This window comes from Micromonospora sp. URMC 103 (genome assembly GCF_051386435.1).
In the GTDB taxonomy this organism is placed as follows: domain Bacteria; phylum Actinomycetota; class Actinomycetes; order Mycobacteriales; family Micromonosporaceae; genus Micromonospora.
In genome coordinates, this window is the sequence record NZ_JBPQTR010000004.1 from 793193 (window position 1) to 814099 (window position 20907).

The window sequence follows — 20907 nt, forward strand, 5'->3', positions numbered from 1 at the left end:
GTGACCGGTCCACGTCTCATCCCGCGGGTACGACCGTGACCGGAATGGCCGGATCGCCCGCGGAGAGCTTCAGCCCCTCCCAGGGGATGGAGATCAGGCACTCCCGGAGGTGTTCCCGCGACTCCGCGAGCGTGGGCAGTGCGACCGGCTCACCGCCCGCCATGAACGACCGCTGGAGCAGCCGGTCGTGGGGCTGCCGGTCCGGTACGCCCTGCGGCACGATCACCTCCTCGGTGGCCGTGCCCGTCGGCTTGTGCCGCCGGACGGCGACCTTCCGGCCGCCGATGGTGGCCTTCTGCTCCGAGCGCTTCACCACCGGCCGGCCGTCGACCTCGACCAGCTTGTAGACCAGCCCCACGGTGGGCGCGCCGGACCCGGTGACCACGGCGGTGCCCGCGCCGTACATGTCGACGGGCTCGGCGGCGAGCGCGGCGATGGCGTACTCGTCGAGGTCGCCCGAGACGATGATCTTCGTCTCGGTGGCGCCGAGCGAGTCGAGCAGCTCGCGGGACTGCTGGGCGATCACCGCGAGGTCGCCGGAGTCGATCCGGACGGCCCGCAGGCCGGTGCCGGCCACGGCGATCGCGTTGCGGATGCCCTGGCTGATGTCGTACGTGTCGACGAGCAGCGTGGTGTCCTTGCCCAGCGTGGCGACCTGGGAGGCGAACGCCGTCCGCTCGTCGTCGTGGAGCAGGGTGAAGGCGTGCGCCGCCGTCCCGGCGGTGGGGATGCCGTAGCGGCGGCCCGCCTCCAGGTTCGAGGTGAAGCCGAAGCCGGCCAGGTAGGCGGCCCGGGCTGCGGCCACGGCGGCACCCTCGTGCGCCCGCCGGGATCCCATCTCGATGAGCGTACGGCCCCGGGCCGCGGTCACCATCCGGGCGGCGGCCGCCGCGACGGCGCTGTCGTGGTTGAGGACCGACAGGACGAGCGTCTCGAGCACGACACACTCGGCGAAGCCGCCGGAGACGGTGAGCACCGGGGAGTTGGGGAAGAAGAGCTCGCCCTCGGCGTACCCGTCGATGTCCCCCGTGAAGCGGTAGTCCCGCAGCCAGGCGGCGGCCTGCTCGTCGACCACGCCGGCACGGAGCAGGTAGTCCACCTCGGCCGCGTCGAACCGGAACTCGCGGATGAACTCGATGAGGCGCCCCGTGCCGGCGACCACGCCGTATCGACGGCCGGTTGGGAGCCGGCGGCTGAACACCTCGAAGACGCACCGGCGGTCGGCGGTGCCGTCGCGCAGCGCCGCGCTCACCATGGTCAGCTCGTAGTGATCGGTCAGCAGTGCGGGGCGAAGGGTGGTCACGGCACCAGCCTAGAGTTCACCCGACGGCCCCGCCCTCGTGGCCCGGGATCGCCCGCAGCGCCGCCCGCAGCTCGGCACGGCCCGCCACGCCGAGCTTGGCGTAGACGCGCTGGAGATGGTTCTCCACCGTGCGGGCGGAGAGGAAGAGCTTCTCCGCGATGGCCTTGCTGGTCACCCCCTGGGCGGCGAGCCGGGCCACCTCCCACTCCCGGTCGGTGAGCGCCGGCGCCCCGGCCCGCAACGCGGGTGTGCGGATCAGGTCGCACCGGTTCAGCAGGGCGGCGAGCCGCTCCCGGGCCTCGCCCGCCGCCGCGGGCCGGTCACGGCGCAGCCGGTGCAGGGCCGTGGCGGTGGCCTCGGCGGCGTACACGTTCAGCTCCCGCGCCGCGAAGTCGCCGGCGACCGCGAGCAGGTCGGCCGGCGAGTCGGCGGCCGCGGCCCGGGCGTGCCGGGCCAGCAACGGCGGCAGGTCGCCGTCGACGCGTTCGGAGAGCTCGGTGAGGCGCTGGGCGACGGTGCGGCGGCTGCCGTCGGAGCAGGTCGGGCCGACCGGGGTGCCGGCCTGGTCGAGCCGGACCAGGTCGTGCAGGACGTGCACCTCGTGGCCGGCGAAGCCGTCCGCCCGGAGCCGGTCGGCCAGGTCGACGAGCTGCTTGACCGCCCCGGGCAGGTCACCCGCCGCGGCGAGGACCGCTCCCCGGGCCTGCTCCAGCCACGGGTAGAGCACGGCCATCCCGGGCGCCTGGGTGTTGTCGGCCTCGGCCATGGCCTCGGCGGCCTGGACGGCGTCGCCCCGGAGGGCCGCCGCCTGGGCCCGCTCGGCCTGGGCGAGCCCCGCGTAGACCCGGCTGGTGGCGAGCACCGCGCAGGCGCCGAGGCTGGTGCGCAGCGCCGCGTCGCTCTGGCCGCGCAGCCGCGCCGCGTACGCCTGGAGGATGGCGAGGTAGCCGGTGCCGAGTCGGAAGTCGCCGGCGCCGGCCAGGTCGGCGAACTCGTCGGCGGCGATCGCGTCGATGCCGGCCAGGTCGCCGGCGAGCGTGAGGCGGGTGCCCCGGGCGAGTTCGAGGGCGAGTTGCAGGTACGGCATGTCGGCGCGCCAGCGGGCGGCCTCGGAGTGCACCTGGGCGATGGCCGTGCCGCTGCGCCGCAGCTGCCCCTGCGCGGCCTGCAGGTAGGCGATCGTGGACCGCGCCAGCTCGCGGGCGGCGACGCTGGCGGCGGGGCGGTCGAGGACGCCCTGACTGAGTCGCAGCGCGGTGGTGGTGTCGAGCCGGTGCAGCCGCATGATGGCCTCGAACGCGCGGACGCGCGCCTGGTCGGCCGAGTCGGTGAGGTCGGCCGCCCGCGCGGCGATCTCCTCCACCGTGGACTCCCGGCTCAGACCCCAGTAGGTGACCATGCCGCGCACGGTCAACCAGCGGCTGAACCGCGGGCCGTCGGTGGCGTCGGGGGAGAGGGCGTCGATCACCTCGATCGCCTCCTCCGGCCGGTCGGCGAACATCAGGATGGTGGCGAGCAGCTCCGCCGCGTCGAACCCTCCGCCGGCGTCGAGCGCCGCGCGGGCCAGCCGGGTCGCGAGTGGTACGTCGTACCGGCTGAACGCCTGACCGGCCGCGTCGAGCAGGAGCGCGGCGTCCTGCGCGGTGCCCGAGTCGAGCCGCCACACCGCGACCCGGAGCAGGTCGTCGCGGCGCCGCTTGCCGACCCGCTCGAGCAGCTCGGCGAGGTGGGCCTGGAGGCGGCGGGTGCGGCTCACCGGGCAGCGGCGGCGCATGATCTCGCCGTAGAGCGGGTGGGCCAGCCGGACGTTGGTGCGCCGGTCATGGCGGATCACCGAGATGAGGCCGCGTTCCTCGGCCACCTCCACGTCGTCCGGGTCGACGGCCTGGTTGAGAAGGTGCAGGCCGAGCGGCTCGCCGAACGCGACGAGCTCCACGACCGCCCGGACGCCGGGGGTGAGCTGACCGATGCGGGTGTCGATGAGGTCGGTGAGGTTGGGCGCCAGCTCGAACCGCCCGGTCCACTTCCAGATGCCGTACGTGCGGGTCAGCTCGGCGCTGCCGGAGGCGGCGTGGACCAACTCGCGCAGCAGCAGCGGGTTGCCCGCGGAGAGTCGTCCGAGCCGGTCGGCGGAGCCGGCGTCGACCGGGCCACCGAGGATCGCGGCGAGCAGCCCGGCGGTCTCGGCCGGCGCCATCGGGCTCAGCTCGGCCTTCTCCACCAGGTCGTCGGTCCAGAGTGCCCGGATCGGCAGCGGGATCTGCTCGCCGTCGCGGAGCGTGCCGATCACGGTGGTGTTGTCGGCCCGGGCCACGAGGTGCACGAGCGCGGCCGACGGCGGGTCGAGCAGGTGGGCGTCGTCGATGGCCAGCACGATGCGGCGGCCGGCCGCCTGCTGCTGGAGCACGTCCAGTGCCCAGCGCAGGATGCCGGCCGGCGAGAGGCCCTGCGGCTGCTCGGCGGGGAGCACCTGCACGAGACCGCCGAAGGGCAGCGCGGCGGTCGTGGCGCTGGCCGCGATCGACCAGATCGCGTAGCGATCGGTGGGCAGCGCGGCGACGCCCTCGCGGAGCAGCCGGCTCTTGCCGATGCCCGCGCTGCCGCTGAAGAACAGCCCCCGTCCCTCCGCGCCGGTCACCGCCGACAGCAGACGGTTGAGCTCATCCGTTCGGCCGACGAAACTCCACCGACTCATCCCGGCAGCATATCCATCGAAATCGGTCCGCGTGCAGACCGTCACGCACCGAAGTTGAGTAATCCCGCGATTACCGGTGAGTATCCGAAGTGTTCCGCCAGGTGGCCGGATGGCTCGTAGTCTTCCGGCATCCGGTTCTTCGCACCGGAGATTCCACGCGGCCGGCGTTGCCCGTCCGCCCGTCCCGGGAGGTCGCCCTGATGAAGCCGGGTCCTCTCCCCTCCACGGACGTGTCCGAAATGCCCGGGCCGAGCGACCTGCCGCGATGCGCACCCCTGCCCACCCGCCTCGGTGTGACCGAGCCCGGCCCGGACGAGCCGCTCGGCGTGCTCGCCGTGGGTCCGGGCGGGGCCAACCGCCGCGGCGTGCTCGCCACCCTCCTCGACCTCGACCCCGCCCTGCTCGGCACGCCCGACGGCAGCTGGCTGGTGATGCGCCACTCCGCCACCTCCACCCGGGCGGCGTACGTCCCGGGCTACCGGCAGCCCCACCCGTACGGCGCCGACCGGACGGCCGCCGGCCCGGCGCTGGCGCGTCCTCCACGCCGTGTCGAGCTCGGCCTGCCCGACCCGCTGCTGCGCCACTTCAACCTCGTCGACACGACCGACACGGGCGCCCTCGGCGTCGCCGGGGCGCGGGTGGTGCTCGACGCGGTCGGCCGGGCCGGGGCGCTGCTCTTCGTCATCGCCGCCGACCAGGCGTTCACTGCGGCGGAGCTCAACTTGCTCGCCGAGGTCGCCCGCACGCCGGTCACGGTCTTCTTCGTGGTCACGCCGGGTTCGGCCGGCTGGTCCGGGTCCGACGGCACGGCGGCGACGGAGGACACGGGGGCGTCCGTCCCGCCGTCCGGGGCCGGGCTCCCCTCGCCCGGCCCCACGGTCGACCCGGTCGCCGTGACGGTGGAGGCGCACCGTGCCGCGCTGCTCACCGCCGTTCCCCGCCTCGCCGAGGCGCGCTGGTTCGCGCTGCATCCCGGCGCCGCGGCCGACCTGCGCCGGGCCCTGGTCGGGTGGGCCGCCGACGAGGGGCTGCGCCGAGCCAGCTCCGACCCGCCGGTGCTGCCCGGCGAGCACGTCCGGGTGTCCGTGGCCGCCGACCCCGGTGACTGGTCGGAGCGGCTCGACCGGCAGACCCGCACCTGCGCCCAGCGCATCCGCCAGCACCTCGCGCTCGAGCTGGCGAACGTCCACCTGCGCGTCGTGCAGGAGATCGTCTTCGGGGTCGGCTGCGAGGGGCTGCCCCAGCTGCTCGACCGCGAGATGGAGGCGCTGTCGCTGCTGGCCACCGCCCAGTGCGACGGCGCCGTGCGCGGCATCGTGGACGACGCCGTGGCGCGCGTGTTCGGCGCCCCGCTGCCCGATGGCGTGGACCGGCGCGTCGTCAAGGCGATGCGGTGGGGCCTCATCGAGGACCGGACCGGCCGCGACCTCGACCGGGTGCTGCTCGTCACCAGCACGGCCGGGGTGGCGGGCCTCAGCGGTGACGGGGCGATCGACGCGCTGGCGGGCTATCCGAGCCGCGCCCGCGCCGAGGTGCTCCCGCCGGTCGCCGTCGCCCTCTCCGGCGGCTGCTGGCAGCACTGGCGCAGTCCGGGCAACAACGACCCCAACGAGGCGCGGGCGTGGGCCCAGCGGGCGCTGCGGGAGGTCGAGCTGGAACTGTCCCGGGAGATCTCCCGGCGGTTCGAGGTCGTCCGCCTCGGCCTCGGGGCGGTGCTCTCCGATGCGGTCGACCACGGCATCCTGCTCGCCTGACGGCGCCCGCGCCCCCCGGCCCGCCGGGCCCGCCTGCCCACCCCTCGGGCGCGGCGCCGGCGGGTCGGGGCCGCCTGCCGAGGGCGATCCCGGCCGGTCCGGCGTTCCGGTTCCTCGGTTCCGGGAAACCGGTGGCACGATGGGGGGCATGGCGGCTCCGCAGGTTGCACCGGTCGAGACGCCGGCCACCGAAGAGGTGCCGGTCTCGGACCGGCAGTGGGTGACGATCGTGTGGGACGACCCGGTCAACCTCATGACGTACGTGACGTGGGTCTTCCAGAAGCTGTTCGGCTACAGCCGGGAGAAGGCCGAGAAGCTGATGCTCGACGTTCACCACAAGGGGCGCGCCGTCGTGTCGACCGGCGCCCGGGAGCGCATGGAGCACGACGCCTCGCAGCTGCACGCGTACGGGTTGTGGGCAACGGTGGACCGCTCGTGAGCGCGAGGAGTGGGCCGGGGTTGCGAGCCCCGCAGTCGCGAACAGGAATGTCGCCGTGAGTATGTTCCGCCGCCAGAGCGGCCGCTATGTCGCGACGTTCGCCGTCGACGAGGTGCGGGTGCTGCGCAAGGTCGCCTCCGAGGTCGTGGGCCTGCTCACCGACGGCTTCGACCATTCCGACCCGGTGGTGGGCCGGCTCTTCCCCGAGGTCTACCCCGACGACTCGAGGAGCAACGCCGAGTTCCGCCGCTACACCGAGGGCGACCTCAAGACCGCGAAGATCGACCAGGCGGGCGCCATCCTCGCCGCACTGCCCGGCGAGGCCGGCGAGGTGCGGCTGGACGCCGAGGCGGCCGAGGCGTGGCTGCGGGCGCTCAACGACGCCCGGCTCGCCATGGGCGTCCGGTTGGAGATCAAGGACGGCACCGACCTCGGCGAGGAGCTCGACGAGGCGGTCGCGGAGGATCCGACGTCCAGCCGGGTGTTCCAACTGTCCGTCTACGCGTATCTCGGTTATCTCCAGGAGTCCCTGCTCAACGCCCTGATCGACGGGGCGTGACCGCCGCCACTTCGCCGCCCGGGCCGGCCAGGCGTTAGGCTGGAGCGCGTGCTGAGCATCGACCGGTCGATCGTCGACGCGATCGTGGCCCACGCGCGCCGGGACCACCCGGACGAGGCGTGCGGGGTCGTGGCCGGTTCCGTCGGCAGCGACGCTCCGACCCGGCACATCCCCATGGCGAACGCGGCCCGCTCCATGACGTTCTACGAGTTCGACTCGATGGAGCAGCTGCGGGTGTGGCGCGAGATGGACGACCGGGACGAGGAGCCCGTCGTCATCTACCACTCGCACACCGCGACCGAGGCCTACCCGTCCCGCACCGACGTCTCGTTCGCCGGTGAGCCCGGCGCGCACTACCTGCTCGTCTCCACCCGCGAGCCCGACACCGAGGAGATCCGCTCCTTCCGGATCGTGGACGGCGTGGTGACGGAGGAGCCGGTCCGGATCGTGGACGCCGCAGTGGATCCGCACGCCGTGCAGTCCTACATGTTCGGGCAGAGCCCGGCGACGGTCGACTACGAGTGTTCCGGCCGCTGATCCCTCGCGCCGCAACACCCGTTTACGTCCCGTCACCCGGCACACAAGGAGCACGACATCATGGCCATCGAGGTTCGCATCCCCACCATCCTGCGCAGCTACACCGGCGGCGCGAAGGTCGTCGAGGGCAGCGGCGACACCCTGGGCGACCTGCTCACCGACCTTGACTCCCGGCACGGCGGCCTGCGGGCCCGCCTCGTCACCGACGCCGGCGCGCTGCACCGCTTCGTCAACGTCTACGTCAACGACGAGGACGTCCGCTTCCTCGGCGCGCTCGACGCCAAGCTGAGCGACGGCGACAGCGTCACCATCCTGCCGGCGGTCGCCGGCGGGGCGTTCGGCTTCGCGGCGGCCGCGGCCATCGCGCAGCAGAAGGTCACCGGTCCCACGACGGCCGGCCACCCCTCCGCCACCCGCTGAGGCGGCGCGCCATGGCGCGGTACGACAGCCTGCTCGACGCCTGCGGCGGCACGCCGCTCGTCGGCCTGCCCCGGCTCTCGCCGACGGTCGCCGCGGGGGCGCCGCCCGTGCGGCTCTGGGCGAAGCTGGAGGACCGGAACCCGACGGGCAGCATCAAGGACCGGGCGGCGCTGTTCATGGTCCGGGCTGCCGAGGAGGCCGGCCGGCTCCGGCCGGGGGACACCATCCTCGAACCGACCAGCGGCAACACCGGCATCTCGCTGGCGATGGTCGCGAAGCTGCGGGGCTACCGGCTGGTGTGCGTGATGCCGGAGAACGTGTCGACCGAGCGGGTCCAGCTGTTGCGGATGTACGGCGCGGAGATCATCTTCTCGCCGGCGGCGGGCGGGTCGAACCAGGCGGTCGCCACGGCGAAGCAGATCGCCGTCGAGCACCCCGACTGGGTGATGCTCTACCAGTACGGCAACGAGGCGAACGCCCGGGCGCACTACGAGACGACCGGGCCGGAGCTGCTGCACGACCTGCCCACCATCACCCACTTCGTGGCCGGCCTGGGCACCACGGGCACTCTCATGGGCACCGGACGGTACCTGCGGGAGAAGGTCGAGGGGATCCAGGTCGTGGCCGCGGAGCCGCGCTACGGCGAGCTGGTCTACGGCCTGCGCAACATCGACGAGGGGTACGTCCCCGAGCTGTACGACCCGGGCGTCCTGTCCCGTCGGTTCTCGGTCGGCACCCGCGACGCCGTGCTGCGCACCCGCCAGCTCGTCGAGGTGGAGGGGATCTTCGCGGGCTTCTCGACCGGGGCCATCCTGCACGCGGCGCTGGCGGTCGCGCACGAGGCGGTGCGTGAGGGCCGTCGGGCCGACGTGGCGTTCGTGGTCGCCGACGGCGGTTGGAAGTACCTCTCCACCGGGGCGTACGGCGGCACGCTGGCCGACGCCGAGGAGGCGCTGGAGGGGCAGCTCTGGGCCTGAGCCCGCGAGCCCCGAGGCGGGTGCCGCCGGCCGCGTCGTGCCGGCGGCACCCGCTTTCGCATGTCGCCGCGCCATCACGGAGCGCGACGGTCGATCGGGTTCACGGCCGGCCCGCCGGAGGGTCGGCCGCCGCCGGACGCGCTGGGTGTCACCTTGGTGACAACTTTCTACGGATGATTCTTGCGCCCCCGCGCGCGGGCGTAGGCTGCGCAGCGTGGCGTACGCGTCGGTAGAGATCATGGGCCGAGCGGTGACCGGCGCGGCGACTACGAAGCGTGACGGCGAGAGCACCAGATGCGACTGACCGTCCTGGGCTGTGCGGGAAGTTTCCCCGGGCCGGAGGCCCCCTGCTCCTCCTACCTGATCGAGGCGGACGGCTTCCGGCTGCTGGTCGACTTCGGCTCGGGGTCGCTCTCCAGCCTCCAGCGCTACGCGGGGCTGCACGCGCCGGACGCGATCCTCCTGAGCCACCTGCACTGCGACCACATCCTCGACGCCGTGACGTACGTGGTGGTCCGCCGGTACGCGCCCGACGGCCCGTACCCGGCCCTGCCGGTGTACGCACCCTCCGGCGCGCCCGACCGCCTGATGGCCGCGTACGGCGACGACGGCACGATGGACGACGTCTACCAGTTCTACGGCCTCCAGCCCGGCACCTTCCCGATCGGCCCGCTCACCGTCACGGTCGACCGGGTCAATCACCCCGTCGAGACGTACGGGGTGCGGCTGGAACACGAGGGACGGGTGCTGTGCTACTCGTCCGACACGGCCCCGTGCGACGCGCTGGTGCGGCTGGCCCAGGACGCCGACGTGTTCCTCTGCGAGGCGAGCTACCTCGACGGGGTCGAGAACCCACCGGACCTGCACCTGACCGGCCGGGAGGCCGGCGAGGCGGCCACCAAGGCGGGTGTGGGCCGGCTGCTGCTCACGCATCTGGTGGCCGCCTGGGGCAGCGAGGCGCACACCGTCGAGTCGGCCGCCGCCGCGTACGCGGGCCCGCTCGAGGTGGTCCGCGCCGGCGCCAGCTACGACATCTGACCCGCTCCACGCCCGGGCCGCCCGGCTATCGCTCTTGCCGCAGTGTTCGCCAACCGGTCAGCATCCGGTCGTCTTACGCACCCGTGGCACCCGCACGGTGTGGGCATGCGGATCGCCATCGTGACCGAGTCGTTCCCGCCGGACGTGAACGGCGTCGCGCACTCCGTCGTCCGGGCCGCCGAACACCTGGCTGCCCGCGGCCACGAGCCGCTCGTCATCGCGCCTGCCCCGCCCGGCGCCACCCGACACGACAGTGGCGGGCACCCCTACCCGGTGGTGCGGATCCCGAGCGTCCCGATGCCCCGCTACCAGGGCTTCCGGCTGGGTGTGCCGACGACCCCCCGCCTCACGGGGGCGCTGCTCGGGCACGCGCCGGACGTCGTCCACCTCGCCAGCCCGTTCGTCCTCGGCGCGCGCGCCGCCACGCTGGCCGTGCGGCACGGGCTGCCCACGGTGGCCGTCTACCAGACCGACGTGGCCTCGTACGCCCGCGCGTACCGGCTCGGCTGGGGCGAGGCGGCCGCGTGGCGGCGGCTGCGCGAGATCCACAACTCGGTGCAGCGTACGCTCGCGCCGTCCACCCGCGCCGCGGCCGACCTCATCGCCAACGGGGTGCAGCGGATCTGGCTGTGGCGGCGGGGCGTGGACGCGGAGCGGTTCCAGCCGGCGAAGCGGTCCGCGGAGCTGCGCGCCGGGCTCGCCCCGAACGGCGAGCTGCTGGTCGGCTACGTCGGGCGGCTCGCTCCCGAGAAGCGGGTCGAGCTGCTCGCGGAGACGTCCCGGCTGGCCGGTGTCCGGGTGGTGGTGGCGGGCGACGGTCCCGTTCGGCGGCAACTGGCCCGGGCCCTGCCCGGGGTCACCTTCCTCGGTGTCCGGCACGGCGAGGACCTCGCGCGGCTCTACGCGAGCCTCGACGTCTTCGTGCACACCGGCCCGCACGAGACGTTCGGCCAGACCGTGCAGGAGGCGCTGGCCAGCGGCGTGCCGGTGGTGGCGCCTGCCGCCGGCGGGCCCGTGGACCTCGTCGAGTCCGGGGTGACCGGGCTGCTGGTGCCGCCGGGCGACGGGGACGCGCTGGCCGCCGCGGTGGCCGCGCTCGCCGCGGACGAGGAGCGCCGCGTCGCGTACGGGCGGGCCGCCCGCGCGGCCGTGCGGCGGCGAAGCTGGGCCGCCGTGGGCGACGAGCTGATCGGGCACTACGAGGCGGTACGCGCCGGCGCGACGGCCGCGAACCTGCCCGCCGCCTCGTGACGGGGTCGGCTCCCGCCGCCGGGCTGCGGATCGTCCGGTTGGCCAACTTCGTGACGGCCCGCTCCGGCGGGCTGCGGACCGCGCTGCACCAGCTCGGTGTGGGCTACTGCGAGGCGGGGCACGAGCCGGTGCTGGTCGTCCCCGGGCGGCGTCCCTCCGACGAGTGGCACCCGTGGGGGCGGGTGATCACCCTGGCCGGGCCGGAGCTGCCGGCCAGCGGCGGGTACCGGCTCCTCACCGCGCGGCGCCCGCTGGCCCGGGTCCTCACCGAGCTGGCGCCGGACCGACTGGAGGTCTCCGACCGGTTCACCCTGCGGTGGACGGGGGACTGGGCGCGGGCGCACGGCGTGCCGTCGGTGATGGTCTCGCACGAGTCGCTGACCGGCCTGCTCGGGCAGTGGGAAGTGCCGGGTGCGCTTCGCCGCCCCCTCGCCGACCGGTTCAACGGCCGCACGGCCCGGGCGTACGACCGGGTGGCCTGCACGACGCGGTGGGCGGCCGAGGAGTTCGCCCGGATCGGTGCGCGCAACGTCGACCTGGTGCCGCTCGGGGTGGACCTCGCCACGTTCCATCCCGACCGGGCCGACCCCGAGGTGCGCGGCCGGTACGCGGACCGCGGCGAGCTGCTGCTCGTGCACTGCGCGCGGCTGTCCCGGGAGAAGCGGCCGGAGCTGGCCGTCGACGCGCTCGCCGCGCTCCGCCGGGCGGGCGTGCCGGCGGTGCTCGTGATGGCCGGCGACGGCCCGCTGCGGGCCGCGTTGCAACGGCGGGCGGCCGGGCTGCCGGTCACCTTCACCGGCTTCCTACCGGACCGGTTGGCCGTGGCCGCGCTGCTGGCCAGCGCCGACGTGGTGCTCGCACCCGGGCCCGTGGAGACGTTCGGGCTGGCCGGGCTCGAGGCGTTGGCCTGCGGCACCCCCGTGGTCGTCAACGCCGCCAGCGCGCTGCCCGAGGTCGTCGGCACGGCCGGGCGGGCCGCGGACGGCTCGCCGGCGGCCGTCGCCGAGGCGGTGCGGCACCTGCTCGCCCGGCCCGAGGCGCAGCGGCGCGCGGCGGCCCGGGCGCGTGCCGAGGAGTTCGGCTGGCCCGCCGCCGTGGCCGGTTTCCTGCGCGTGCACACCGCCGAACCGGCCCGGCCGCCGGCACCCGCCTGACCGGGCGGCCACCGGCCCGGGGACACCCGCGCGACTGGATCCGGCCACCGCATAGGGTGCAGGCATGGCACGACCCGACGGGCGACGGCCCGACCAACTCCGACCGGTGACGCTGACCCGGGGATGGAGCACCCATCCGGAGGGCTCCGTGCTCGTCGAGTTCGGCGCGACGCGGGTGCTGTGCACGGCGAGCGTCACCGAGGGGGTGCCCCGCTGGCGCAAGGGTTCCGGTCTCGGCTGGGTCACCGCCGAGTACGCGATGCTGCCCCGGGCCACGAACACCCGCTCGGACCGGGAGAGCGTCAAGGGCCGCATCGGCGGGCGTACGCACGAGATCTCCCGGCTGATCGGCCGGAGCCTGCGCGCCTGCGTCGACCTCAAGGCCCTCGGCGAGAACTCGATCGTGCTCGACTGCGACGTGCTCCAGGCCGACGGCGGCACCCGTACGGCGGCGATCACCGGCGCGTACGTGGCGCTGCACGACGCCGTCACGTGGCTTGCCGAGCGCAAGGCGCTGGCCGGCAAGCCGGCGGCCGTGATGCACCGGTCGGTCGCGGCGGTGAGCGTCGGCGTCATCGGGGGCGAGGCCCGGCTCGACCTGTGCTACGCCGAGGACGTGACCGCCGAGGTCGACATGAACGTGGTCTGCACCGGCACCGGCGACTTCGTCGAGGTGCAGGGCACCGGGGAGGCCGGCGTGTTTCCCCGGAGCCAGCTCGACGCCCTGCTCGACCTGGGCGTGGCGGGCTGCGCGGAACTGGCCGAAGCCCAGCGGAAGGCGCTCTCATGAACAAGGTGCTGCTTGCCACCCGTAACCGCAAGAAGCTGGTGGAGCTCCAGCGGATCCTCGACGGCGCGCTCGGCGCGCACCAGGTCGCCCTGCTCGGCCTGGACGACGTCGAGGAGTACCCGGAGCTGCCGGAGACCGGCCTCACCTTCGGCGAGAACGCGCTCATCAAGGCGCGGGAGGGTTTCCGGCGCACCGGCCTGCCGACCGTCGCCGACGACTCCGGCCTGGCCGTCGACGCCATGGGCGGGATGCCCGGTGTGTTCAGCGCCCGCTGGTCCGGCCGGCACGGTGACGACCAGGCCAACCTCCAGCTCCTGCTGGACCAGACCGCCGACGTGCCGGACGAGCACCGCGGGGCGTCCTTCGTCTGCACGGTGGCCCTCGTGCTGCCGGGCGGCAAGGAGCACCTGGTCGACGGCCGGCAGGCCGGACGGCTGCTGCGCGCCCCGCGTGGGGAGGGCGGCTTCGGCTACGACCCGATCTTCCTGGGCGACGGGCAGACCCGCACGAACGCCGAGCTGACGCCGGAGGAGAAGGACGCGATCAGCCACCGCGGCAAGGCGCTGCGCGAGCTGGCCAAGCTGATCGCCAAGGTCCTGCCGCCGGCCGCCTAGGCTCCACGGTCACCGCACGTCGGGCCCGCACGAAGATCCCCCACGTCGGGCCCGCGCAAGATCCGCACAACATCCGGGAAGTAGTGGCCTCCACCATCGCTGAGGCCACTACTTCGGGGAAGTTGCGCGGATCTTGGGCATTCCCGGACCGCCGTGCTGCCGACGCCGGCCGCCTTGCCCGCAGGGGTGGCCGCCCACACCGGACGGCCGCCCCCGAAGCGTCAGCTCAGCGACCCGATCTCCCGCTCGATGGCCGCGCGCAGGTCGGGGCCGCGCAGCACCTCGCGCGCGGCCTCCATGAGCGGTGCGAGGAACACGTCCGGGCCCGGCTCGCCGGCGATCCCGCCGAGGGCCTCGACCGCTGCCCGGCCGGCGGGCGACGGGGTCAGCGGGGCGCGGAGCTGGAGCCCGCGTACGGCCGCCAGCAGCTCGACGGCGAGCACGCTCGTCAGGTTGTCGAGCACCGTGCGCAGCTTCTTGGTGGCCGCCCAGCCCATGGAGACGTGGTCCTCCTGCATCCCGCTCGTGGGCAGCGAGTCGACGGACGCGGGGGCGGCCAGCCGGCGGTTCTCCGCGACGATCCCGGCGGCCGTGTACTGGGCGATCATCAGCCCGGAGTTCACCCCGGCGTCGGGCGACAGGAAGGCCGGCAGTTCCCGGGAGCGGGTGACGTCGAGCAGGCGGTCGACCCGCCGCTCGGCGATCGCCCCCACCTCGGAGGCGGCGATGGCCAGGTAGTCGGCCGCGAAGCCCAGCGGCGCGCCGTGGAAGTTCCCGGTCGACTCGACGCGGCCGTCGGGCAGCACCACCGGGTTGTCGACCACCGACAGCAGCTCGCGGCCCGCGACCGTCGAGACGAACTCCAGCGTGTCCCGGGCCGCGCCGGCCACCTGCGGGGCGCAGCGCATCGAGTACGCGTCCTGCACGGCGTGCGCGAGGTCGTCGCGGTGCGAGTCCATCACCCGGGAGTCCTGGAGCAGCCGGTGGATGTTCGCCGCCGAGGCCGCCTGGCCGGGGTGCGGGCGGATCGCGTGCAGCTCGGGCAGGAAGGGCCGCTCGGAGCCGAGCATCGCTTCGATGGCCAGCGCCGCGGTCACGTCGGCCATGGTGAACAGGTGGGCGGCGTCGTGCAGGGCGAGCAGCAGCATGCCGAGCATGCCGTCGGTGCCGTTGATGAGCGCCAGCCCCTCCTTGGCGGCCAGCTCGATCGGGCTCAGGCCGGCCTCGCGCAGCGCCTCCGCCGCGTCGACGCGCTCGCCGGCCGGGCCGAGCACCCAGCCCTCACCGAGCAGCGCCAGCGCGCAGTGCGCCAGCGGGGCCAGGTCGCCGGAGGCGCCGAGCGACCCGTGTTCCGGCACCCACGGGGTGATGTCGTGGTTGAGCAGGTCGACCAGGGCCTCGGCGACCAGCGGCCGGACGCCGGACCGGCCCATCGCGAGCGAGCGGACGCGCAGCAGCATCATGGCCCGCACCACCTCGCGTGGCATGGGCGCGCCGACCCCGGCGGCGTGCGAGCGGATCAGCGCGTGCTGGAGTTCGGCGCGCCGCTCCGGGGCCACGAACGTGTTGGCGAGGGCGCCGAAGCCGGTGGAGACGCCGTAGACCGGCCGGCCGGCCGCCTCGATGCCGTCCACGATGGACCGACTGGTCGCCATCGCCTCCGTGGCGGCCGGGTCGAGCACGACCTTGGCGGCGCCACGGGCCACGGCGAGCACGTCGGCGGGTGTGATCCCGGTGGGCTGGATGGTCACGGTCGTCATTGCGGAACTCCGTTGTGCAGGACGGTGCGGATCAGGGGCACACCGGGCCGGTAGGCCAGGTGCAGGTGGGACGGGGCGTCGAGGACGACGAGGTCGGCCCGGGCGCCGGGGCGCAGCACCCCGACGTCGTCGCGGCGCAGCGCCCGCGCGCCGCCGGCGGTCGCGGCCCAGACCGCCTCCGCCGGGGTCATCCGCATCTCGCGTACGGCGAGCGCGATGCAGAACGGCATCGACGAGGTGTACGACGAACCGGGGTTGCAGTCGGTGGCCAGTGCCACGGTGACACCGGCGTCGATCAGCCGCCGGGCGTCCGGGTAGGGCGACCGGGTGGAGAACTCGGCGCCGGGCAGCAGCGTGGCGACGGTCGTCGTGGCCCGGCCGGAGGGCCCGTCCGCGGCGGTCGACGCCAGCGCGTCGACGTCGGCGTCGCTGAGGTGGGTGCAGTGGTCGACGCTCGCCGCGCCGAGTTCCACCCCGAGCCGTACGCCCGGGCCGGGACCGAGCTGGTTGGCGTGCAGGCGCACGCCGAGGCCGACCGCCTGCCCGCAGGCGAGGATGGCCCGGGCGTGGTCGACGTCGAAGGCGCCCCGCTCGCAGAACACGTCGATCCAGCGGGCGTGCGGGGCGGCGGCCGCCAGCATCGGCCCGCAGACCATACCGACGTAGTCGTCCGGGCGGTCCGCGTACTCGGCGGGCACGACGTGCGCACCGAGGAACGTGGTGTCCTCGCTGAACTCGGCGGCGATCCGCAGCGAGCGGGCCTCGTCGGCGACGGTGAGGCCGTACCCGCTCTTGATCTCGATGGTGGTCGTGCCCTGCCGCAGCGCCTCGCCCCGCAGCCGGCGGACGGTGGCGCGCAGTTCGTCGTCGCTGGCCGCGCGCGTGGCGCCCACCGTGGTCCGGATGCCGCCGCCGGTGTACGGCTCGCCGGCCATCCGCGCCGCGAACTCGGCGGCGCGGTCGCCCGCGAACACCAGGTGGGCGTGGCTGTCCACGAACCCGGGGAGCACGGCCGCGCCGTCGGCGTCGATGCGTCGGTCGGCGGCCGGGGCGTACCGGGCCGGCCCGATCCAGGCCACCCGCCCGTCCTCGACGAGCAGGGCGGCGTCGCGCCGGAGCCCGAGCGGGCCGCCACCGCCCTCGCCGGAGCCGTTGGTGACCAGCTCACCGATGTTGTCGACGAGCAGGCTGCCGGTCATGCGGTCACCTCCGTGATGGCGGCCTGCAACTCGGCCGGCACGTCGACGGCGAGGTGCCGGCCGTCGGCCACGACCGTCCGGCCGTCGACCACCACGTGCGCGACGTCGGCGGCGGTGGCCGCGAAGAACGCCCCGACCGGCGGGACACCGGCGGTCCGGGCGCTGTCCAGCCGTACCGTGACCAGGTCCGCGCGGGCGCCGACGGCCAGCCGGCCGGCGTCGGTCCAGCCCAGGGCCGCGTGCCCGGCGACGGTGGCCGCGTCGACCAGCCGCGCGGCCGTGAAGTGGCCGCGCCGGCGGGTGCGCAGCCGCTCGTCCAGCTCCACGGCCCGCGCCTCCTCGAAGATGTCGATGACCGCGTGGCTGTCGCTGCCCAGGCTGAGCGGGCTGCCGGCGTCCGCCATCCGGCGCGCCGGGCCGATGCCGTCGGCGAGGTCACGCTCGGTGGTGGGGCAGAGGCAGACGCCCGTGCGGCTCTCCCCGAGCAGCGCCAGGTCGGCGCTCGTCGGATGGGTCGCGTGCACGGCGGTCGTGGCGGGGCCCAGCACGGCCCGGTCGGCGAGCAGGCGCGTCGGGGTGCAGCCGTGCACCGCCCGGCAGGCGTCGTTCTCCGCGGGCTGCTCGGAGAGGTGCACGTGCAGCGGCGCGTCGCGCTCACGTGCCCAGCTCGCCACGGTGCCCAGCTGCTCGGCCGGTACGGCCCGGACCGAGTGCACGGCGGCGCCCACGCGGGCGTGCCCGCCCTCCGGCGTGAAGGCGGCCACCCGCTCCGCCCACCGCGCGGCGTCCCCGTCGCCGAAGCGCACCTGCGGCCCGGTGAGCGGCCCGCCGTCCACCGACGCCGTGAGGTAGCAGGCGTCCAGCAGGGTGATCCGGACACCCGCGTGGGCGGCGGCCTCGACCAGCGCGGCGCTCATCGCGTTCGGGTCGTCGTACGCCGTGCCGTCCGGGGTGTGGTGCAGGTAGTGGAACTCACCCACGGAGGTGATCCCGGCCAGCGCCATCTCGGCGTAGGTGGCCCGGGCCAGCGCCAGGTACGAGTCCGGGTCGAGGCGGGCGGCCACCGCGTACATCTGGTCCCGCCAGGTCCAGAAGTCACCTCGCCCGCCGTGCGTGCGCCCGCGCAGCGCCCGGTGGAAGGCGTGCGAGTGCGCGTTGGCCAGCCCGGGCAGGGTGAGCCCGGGCAGCCGTACCGCGTCGGTGAGGACCTCGACCCCGGCGGTGGGCGCGCCCGCGCCGGCCAGCGGGGTCACCGCCGTGAACCGACCGTCCTGTGCCTCGATGAGCACGTCGGCGGTCGGCTCGCTCCGGTCCGGCAACCAGGCGTACTCGGCCAGCCAGCGCGTCGCGGTCATGCTCCGCGCCCCCTTCGGCGCTGGACCGGTCGCGACATCGGGGCGGCAGGACCGCCGCGGAGCCGGCCCCGGCGGCCGGCCGGGAACGGCGTCGCCGTCAGCATGCCAGCTCCTTGAGCACCCGGGCGAGGGCGGTGACGCCGGCGGCGCAGTCCTCGTCGGTGGCCGACTCGGCGGGGGAGTGCGACACCCCGGTCGGGTTGCGGACGAACAGCATCGCCGTGGGCAGGTGCGCGGCGAGCACACCGGCGTCGTGCCCCGCCCCGGTCGGCAGCACGGGCGCGTCGAGCAGCCGGGCCAGCCGCCCGGCCAGCCCGCCGTCGAACGCGACCAGCGGGGTGGCCGACTCCTCGGTCAGCGTGACCGTCGTCCCGTCGCGCCGGGCCCGCTCGACGGCCTTGTGGTGCACCGCCTCGACGAGCCCCGTGAGGGTCTCCGGCTCGGCCGCCCGGGCGTCGAGCCAGCCGCTGACCCGGGACGGGACGGCGTTCGTCGCGTTCGGCTCCACCGACACGCGGCCCACGGTGGCGTGCGCGTCGCGCAGCCGGGCCTCCTTGTTCGCCGCGAGCACCGTGAACGCGTACGTGAGCATCGGGTCGCGGCGGTCGGCCATGCGGGTCGTGCCCGCGTGGTTGCCCTCGCCCGCGAAGTCGAAGCGCCAGCGGCCGTGCGGCCAGATGGCGCTGGCCACGGCGACCGGCGAGGACGTCTCCGCGAGCGCGCGGCCCTGTTCGACGTGCAGCTCCACGAAGGCCCGGAACCGTCCCAGCAGCTCGGGGCGGGCGCCCGCCGGCACGCCGCCGAGCGCCTCGGCGAAGCTCACCCCGGCGGCGTCGCGCAGCACCGCCGCCCGCTCCGCCGGCAACGCGCCGCTGAGCAGCCGAGACCCCAGGCACGGTACGCCGAACCGGCCGCCCTCCTCCTCGACGAAGGCGCCGACGACCACCGGCCGGGCCGGGGTGACGTCCGCGGCCCGCAGCTCGTCGACGGCGAGGAAGGCGCTCACGATGCCGAGCGGACCGTCGTACGCCCCGCCGTGCGGCACCGAGTCGAAGTGGCTGCCGGTCAGCACCGCGTCGCCGGCGTCCGGGTCACCCCACCACGCGAAGAGGTTGCCGTTGCCGTCCTCGACGACGGGCAGGCCCCGGTGGGCCGCCTGGTCGCGGAACCAGCCGCGCAGCCGCAGCTCGGGCTCGGTGAGCGCGTACCGCAGGTAGCCGCCGCTGCCGGCGTCCCGCCCCACCGGGGCGATCTCGTCCCACAGCTTCCGGAACCGGCCGACGAGATCACTCACGCTGGACCCCTCTTGTTCGCGACTGCGGGGCTCCGCTGCGCTGCACTCCTCGCGCTCACGGCGCTCCTGTTGTTCGCGACTGCGGGGCTCCGCTGCGCTGCACTCCTCGCGCTCACGCGTCGCCCTCCGCCATGGGCACCCGCACGCCGGTCCGCTCGGCGACCTCGCCGGCGATGTCGTATCCGGCGTCCACGTGCCGGATGACGCCCATAGCGGGGTCGTTCGTGAGCACCCGCTCGATCTTCTGGCCGGCGAGCGCGCTGCCGTCGGCCACGCACACCTGCCCGGCGTGGATCGAGCGGCCCATGCCGACGCCGCCGCCGTGGTGGATGGAGACCCAGGACGCCCCGCTCGCGGTGTTGACCAGCGCGTTGAGCAGCGGCCAGTCGGCGATGGCGTCGGAGCCGTCGGCCATCGCCTCGGTCTCCCGGTAGGGGCTGGCCACGCTGCCGGCGTCGAGGTGGTCACGGCCGATGACCACGGGGGCGGACAGTTCACCGGAGGCGACCATCTCGTTGAACCGCACGCCGGCCTTGTCGCGCTCGCCGTAGCCGAGCCAGCAGATCCGGGCCGGCAGGCCCTGGAACGCGACCCGCTCGCCGGCCATCCGGATCCACCGGGCGAGGGACTCGTTCTCCGGGAACAGGTCCAGGATGGCCCGGTCGGTGGCCGCGATGTCGGCCGGGTCGCCGGAGAGCGCCGCCCACCGGAACGGTCCCTTGCCCTCGCAGAACAGCGGCCGGATGTACGCGGGCACGAAGCCGGGGAAGTCGAAGGCCCGCTCGTAGCCGCCCAGCTTCGCCTCGCCCCGGATCGAGTTGCCGTAGTCGAAGACCTCGGCGCCCGCGTCCTGGAAGCCCACCATCGCCGCCACGTGCCGGGCCATCGAGGCCCGCGCCCGGTCGGTGAACTCGGCTGGCTTCGCGGCCGCGTAGTCGCGGGCGTCGGCCAGCTCCACCCCCACCGGCAGGTACGACAGCGGGTCGTGCGCGCTCGTCTGGTCGGTGACGATGTCGATCTCGACGCCCTTACCCAGCAGCTCGGGGAAGACGACGGCGGCGTTGCCGACCACGCCGACGCTGAGCGCGCGGCGTTCCCGCTTGGCGGCGAGCACCCGCTCCACCGCGTCGTCCAGGTCGTCGGCGATCTCGTCGAGGTAGCGGTCGTGCGCCCGGCGCTCCAGCCGGCCGCGGTCCACGTCGACGATGAGGCAGGCGCCGCCGTTCATGGTGACGGCGAGCGGCTGCGCCCCGCCCATGCCGCCGCAGCCGGCGGTCAGCGTGAGCGTGCCGGCGAGGCTGCCCCCGAACCGCTTGGCGGCCACGGCCGCGAACGTCTCGTAGGTGCCCTGCAGGATGCCCTGCGTGCCGATGTAGATCCACGAGCCGGCCGTCATCTGCCCGTACATGGTCAGGCCGAGCTGCTCCAGGCGGCGGAACTCCGGCCAGGTCGCCCAGTCGCCGACCAGGTTCGAGTTGGCGAGCAGCACTCGCGGCGCCCACTCGTGCGTGCGCAGGACGCCCACCGGCCGGCCGGACTGCACGAGCATCGTCTCGTCGTCGCGCAGGTCGGTGAGCGTACGCACCAGCGCGTGGTAGGACGGCCAGTCCCGGGCGGCCTTGCCGGTGCCGCCGTAGACGACCAGGTCGTCGGGGCGCTCGGCCACCTCCGGGTCGAGGTTGTTCATGAGCATCCGCAGCGCGGCCTCCTGCGGCCAACCGCGGGCGGTGCGCTCGGCGCCACGGGCGGCGCGGACCGGGTGGGACAT

18 protein-coding genes are annotated in these 20907 nt (G+C 74.9%); 11 read left to right on the forward strand and 7 right to left on the reverse strand.

The window, feature by feature from the left end; all coding sequences use genetic code 11:
• Window positions 1–16: 16 nt before the first annotated feature.
• Together ACSNOA_RS07315 and ACSNOA_RS07320 are read right to left on the reverse strand one after the other, a co-directional pair.
• Entirely contained in the window at window positions 17–1303 is a 1287-nt protein-coding gene (locus ACSNOA_RS07315; protein ID WP_436657170.1) for a nicotinate phosphoribosyltransferase, read from the reverse strand.
• Window positions 1304–1319: 16 nt separating this feature from the next.
• Entirely contained in the window at window positions 1320–3998 is a 2679-nt protein-coding gene (locus ACSNOA_RS07320; protein WP_436657171.1) for a LuxR C-terminal-related transcriptional regulator, read from the reverse strand.
• Between the two features lie 239 nt (window positions 3999–4237).
• On the opposite strand from ACSNOA_RS07320, the gene ACSNOA_RS07325 reads away from it, so the two are divergent.
• The 11 genes from ACSNOA_RS07325 (at window position 4238) to rdgB (ending at window position 13531) form a co-directional block, all read left to right on the forward strand.
• Window positions 4238–5752 carry a hypothetical protein gene (locus ACSNOA_RS07325; protein ID WP_436658338.1) on the forward strand — a complete coding sequence of 505 codons (1515 nt, stop codon included), beginning with the start codon at window positions 4238–4240 and terminating at the stop codon, window positions 5750–5752.
• Window positions 5753–5900: 148 nt separating this feature from the next.
• On the forward strand, window positions 5901–6191 hold the full coding sequence (gene clpS / locus ACSNOA_RS07330) for an ATP-dependent Clp protease adapter ClpS (RefSeq protein WP_091591611.1): 291 nt from the start codon (window positions 5901–5903) through the stop codon (window positions 6189–6191).
• Window positions 6192–6252: 61 nt separating this feature from the next.
• The gene (locus ACSNOA_RS07335) at window positions 6253–6750 is read left to right on the forward strand and encodes a DUF2017 domain-containing protein (RefSeq protein WP_436658339.1); all 498 of its coding nucleotides are present in this window, start codon (window positions 6253–6255) and stop codon (window positions 6748–6750) included.
• 48 nt (window positions 6751–6798) lie between these two features.
• On the forward strand, window positions 6799–7287 hold the full coding sequence (locus ACSNOA_RS07340) for a Mov34/MPN/PAD-1 family protein (protein WP_436657172.1): 489 nt from the start codon (window positions 6799–6801) through the stop codon (window positions 7285–7287).
• Window positions 7288–7347: 60 nt separating this feature from the next.
• Window positions 7348–7707: a MoaD family protein gene (locus tag ACSNOA_RS07345; RefSeq protein WP_436657173.1), complete on the forward strand. Its 360-nt coding sequence runs from the start codon at window positions 7348–7350 to the stop codon at window positions 7705–7707.
• 11 nt (window positions 7708–7718) lie between these two features.
• On the forward strand, window positions 7719–8684 hold the full coding sequence (locus ACSNOA_RS07350; protein WP_436657174.1) for a PLP-dependent cysteine synthase family protein: 966 nt from the start codon (window positions 7719–7721) through the stop codon (window positions 8682–8684).
• Window positions 8685–8978: 294 nt separating this feature from the next.
• The gene (locus ACSNOA_RS07355; protein ID WP_436657175.1) at window positions 8979–9722 is read left to right on the forward strand and encodes an MBL fold metallo-hydrolase; all 744 of its coding nucleotides are present in this window, start codon (window positions 8979–8981) and stop codon (window positions 9720–9722) included.
• Window positions 9723–9827: 105 nt separating this feature from the next.
• Entirely contained in the window at window positions 9828–10973 is a 1146-nt protein-coding gene (locus ACSNOA_RS07360; protein WP_436657176.1) for a glycosyltransferase family 4 protein, read from the forward strand.
• A complete protein-coding gene (locus ACSNOA_RS07365; protein WP_436657177.1) occupies window positions 10970–12127 on the forward strand; it encodes a glycosyltransferase in 1158 nt (385 codons plus the stop codon). Before ACSNOA_RS07360 ends, ACSNOA_RS07365 begins: the two co-directional genes overlap by 4 nt.
• Window positions 12128–12191: 64 nt before the next feature.
• A complete protein-coding gene (gene rph / locus ACSNOA_RS07370; RefSeq protein ID WP_436657178.1) occupies window positions 12192–12917 on the forward strand; it encodes a ribonuclease PH in 726 nt (241 codons plus the stop codon).
• Window positions 12914–13531, forward strand: coding sequence for an RdgB/HAM1 family non-canonical purine NTP pyrophosphatase (gene rdgB / locus ACSNOA_RS07375; protein ID WP_436657179.1), 618 nt, complete (start codon window positions 12914–12916; stop codon window positions 13529–13531). The genes rph and rdgB overlap by 4 nt, the downstream gene beginning before the upstream one ends.
• Window positions 13532–13752: 221 nt before the next feature.
• On the opposite strand, the gene hutH is transcribed toward rdgB, so the two are convergent.
• The 5 genes from hutH to hutU all read right to left on the reverse strand — a co-directional run bounded on the left by hutH (window position 13753) and on the right by hutU (window position 20907).
• Complete coding sequence (gene hutH, locus ACSNOA_RS07380; protein ID WP_436657180.1) at window positions 13753–15291, reverse strand: histidine ammonia-lyase; 1539 nt, start codon at window positions 15289–15291, stop codon at window positions 13753–13755.
• Window positions 15288–16490, reverse strand: a complete 1203-nt coding sequence (gene hutI, locus ACSNOA_RS07385; protein ID WP_436657181.1) for an imidazolonepropionase — start codon at window positions 16488–16490, stop codon at window positions 15288–15290. The genes hutH and hutI overlap by 4 nt, the downstream gene beginning before the upstream one ends.
• Entirely contained in the window at window positions 16487–17845 is a 1359-nt protein-coding gene (locus ACSNOA_RS07390; RefSeq protein WP_436657182.1) for a formimidoylglutamate deiminase, read from the reverse strand. The genes hutI and ACSNOA_RS07390 overlap by 4 nt, the downstream gene beginning before the upstream one ends.
• A gap of 97 nt (window positions 17846–17942) precedes the next feature.
• Window positions 17943–19139, reverse strand: a complete 1197-nt coding sequence (locus ACSNOA_RS07395) for an allantoate amidohydrolase (protein ID WP_436657183.1) — start codon at window positions 19137–19139, stop codon at window positions 17943–17945.
• A 112-nt stretch (window positions 19140–19251) separates the two neighbouring features.
• The gene (gene hutU / locus ACSNOA_RS07400) at window positions 19252–20907 is read right to left on the reverse strand and encodes a urocanate hydratase (protein ID WP_436657184.1); all 1656 of its coding nucleotides are present in this window, start codon (window positions 20905–20907) and stop codon (window positions 19252–19254) included.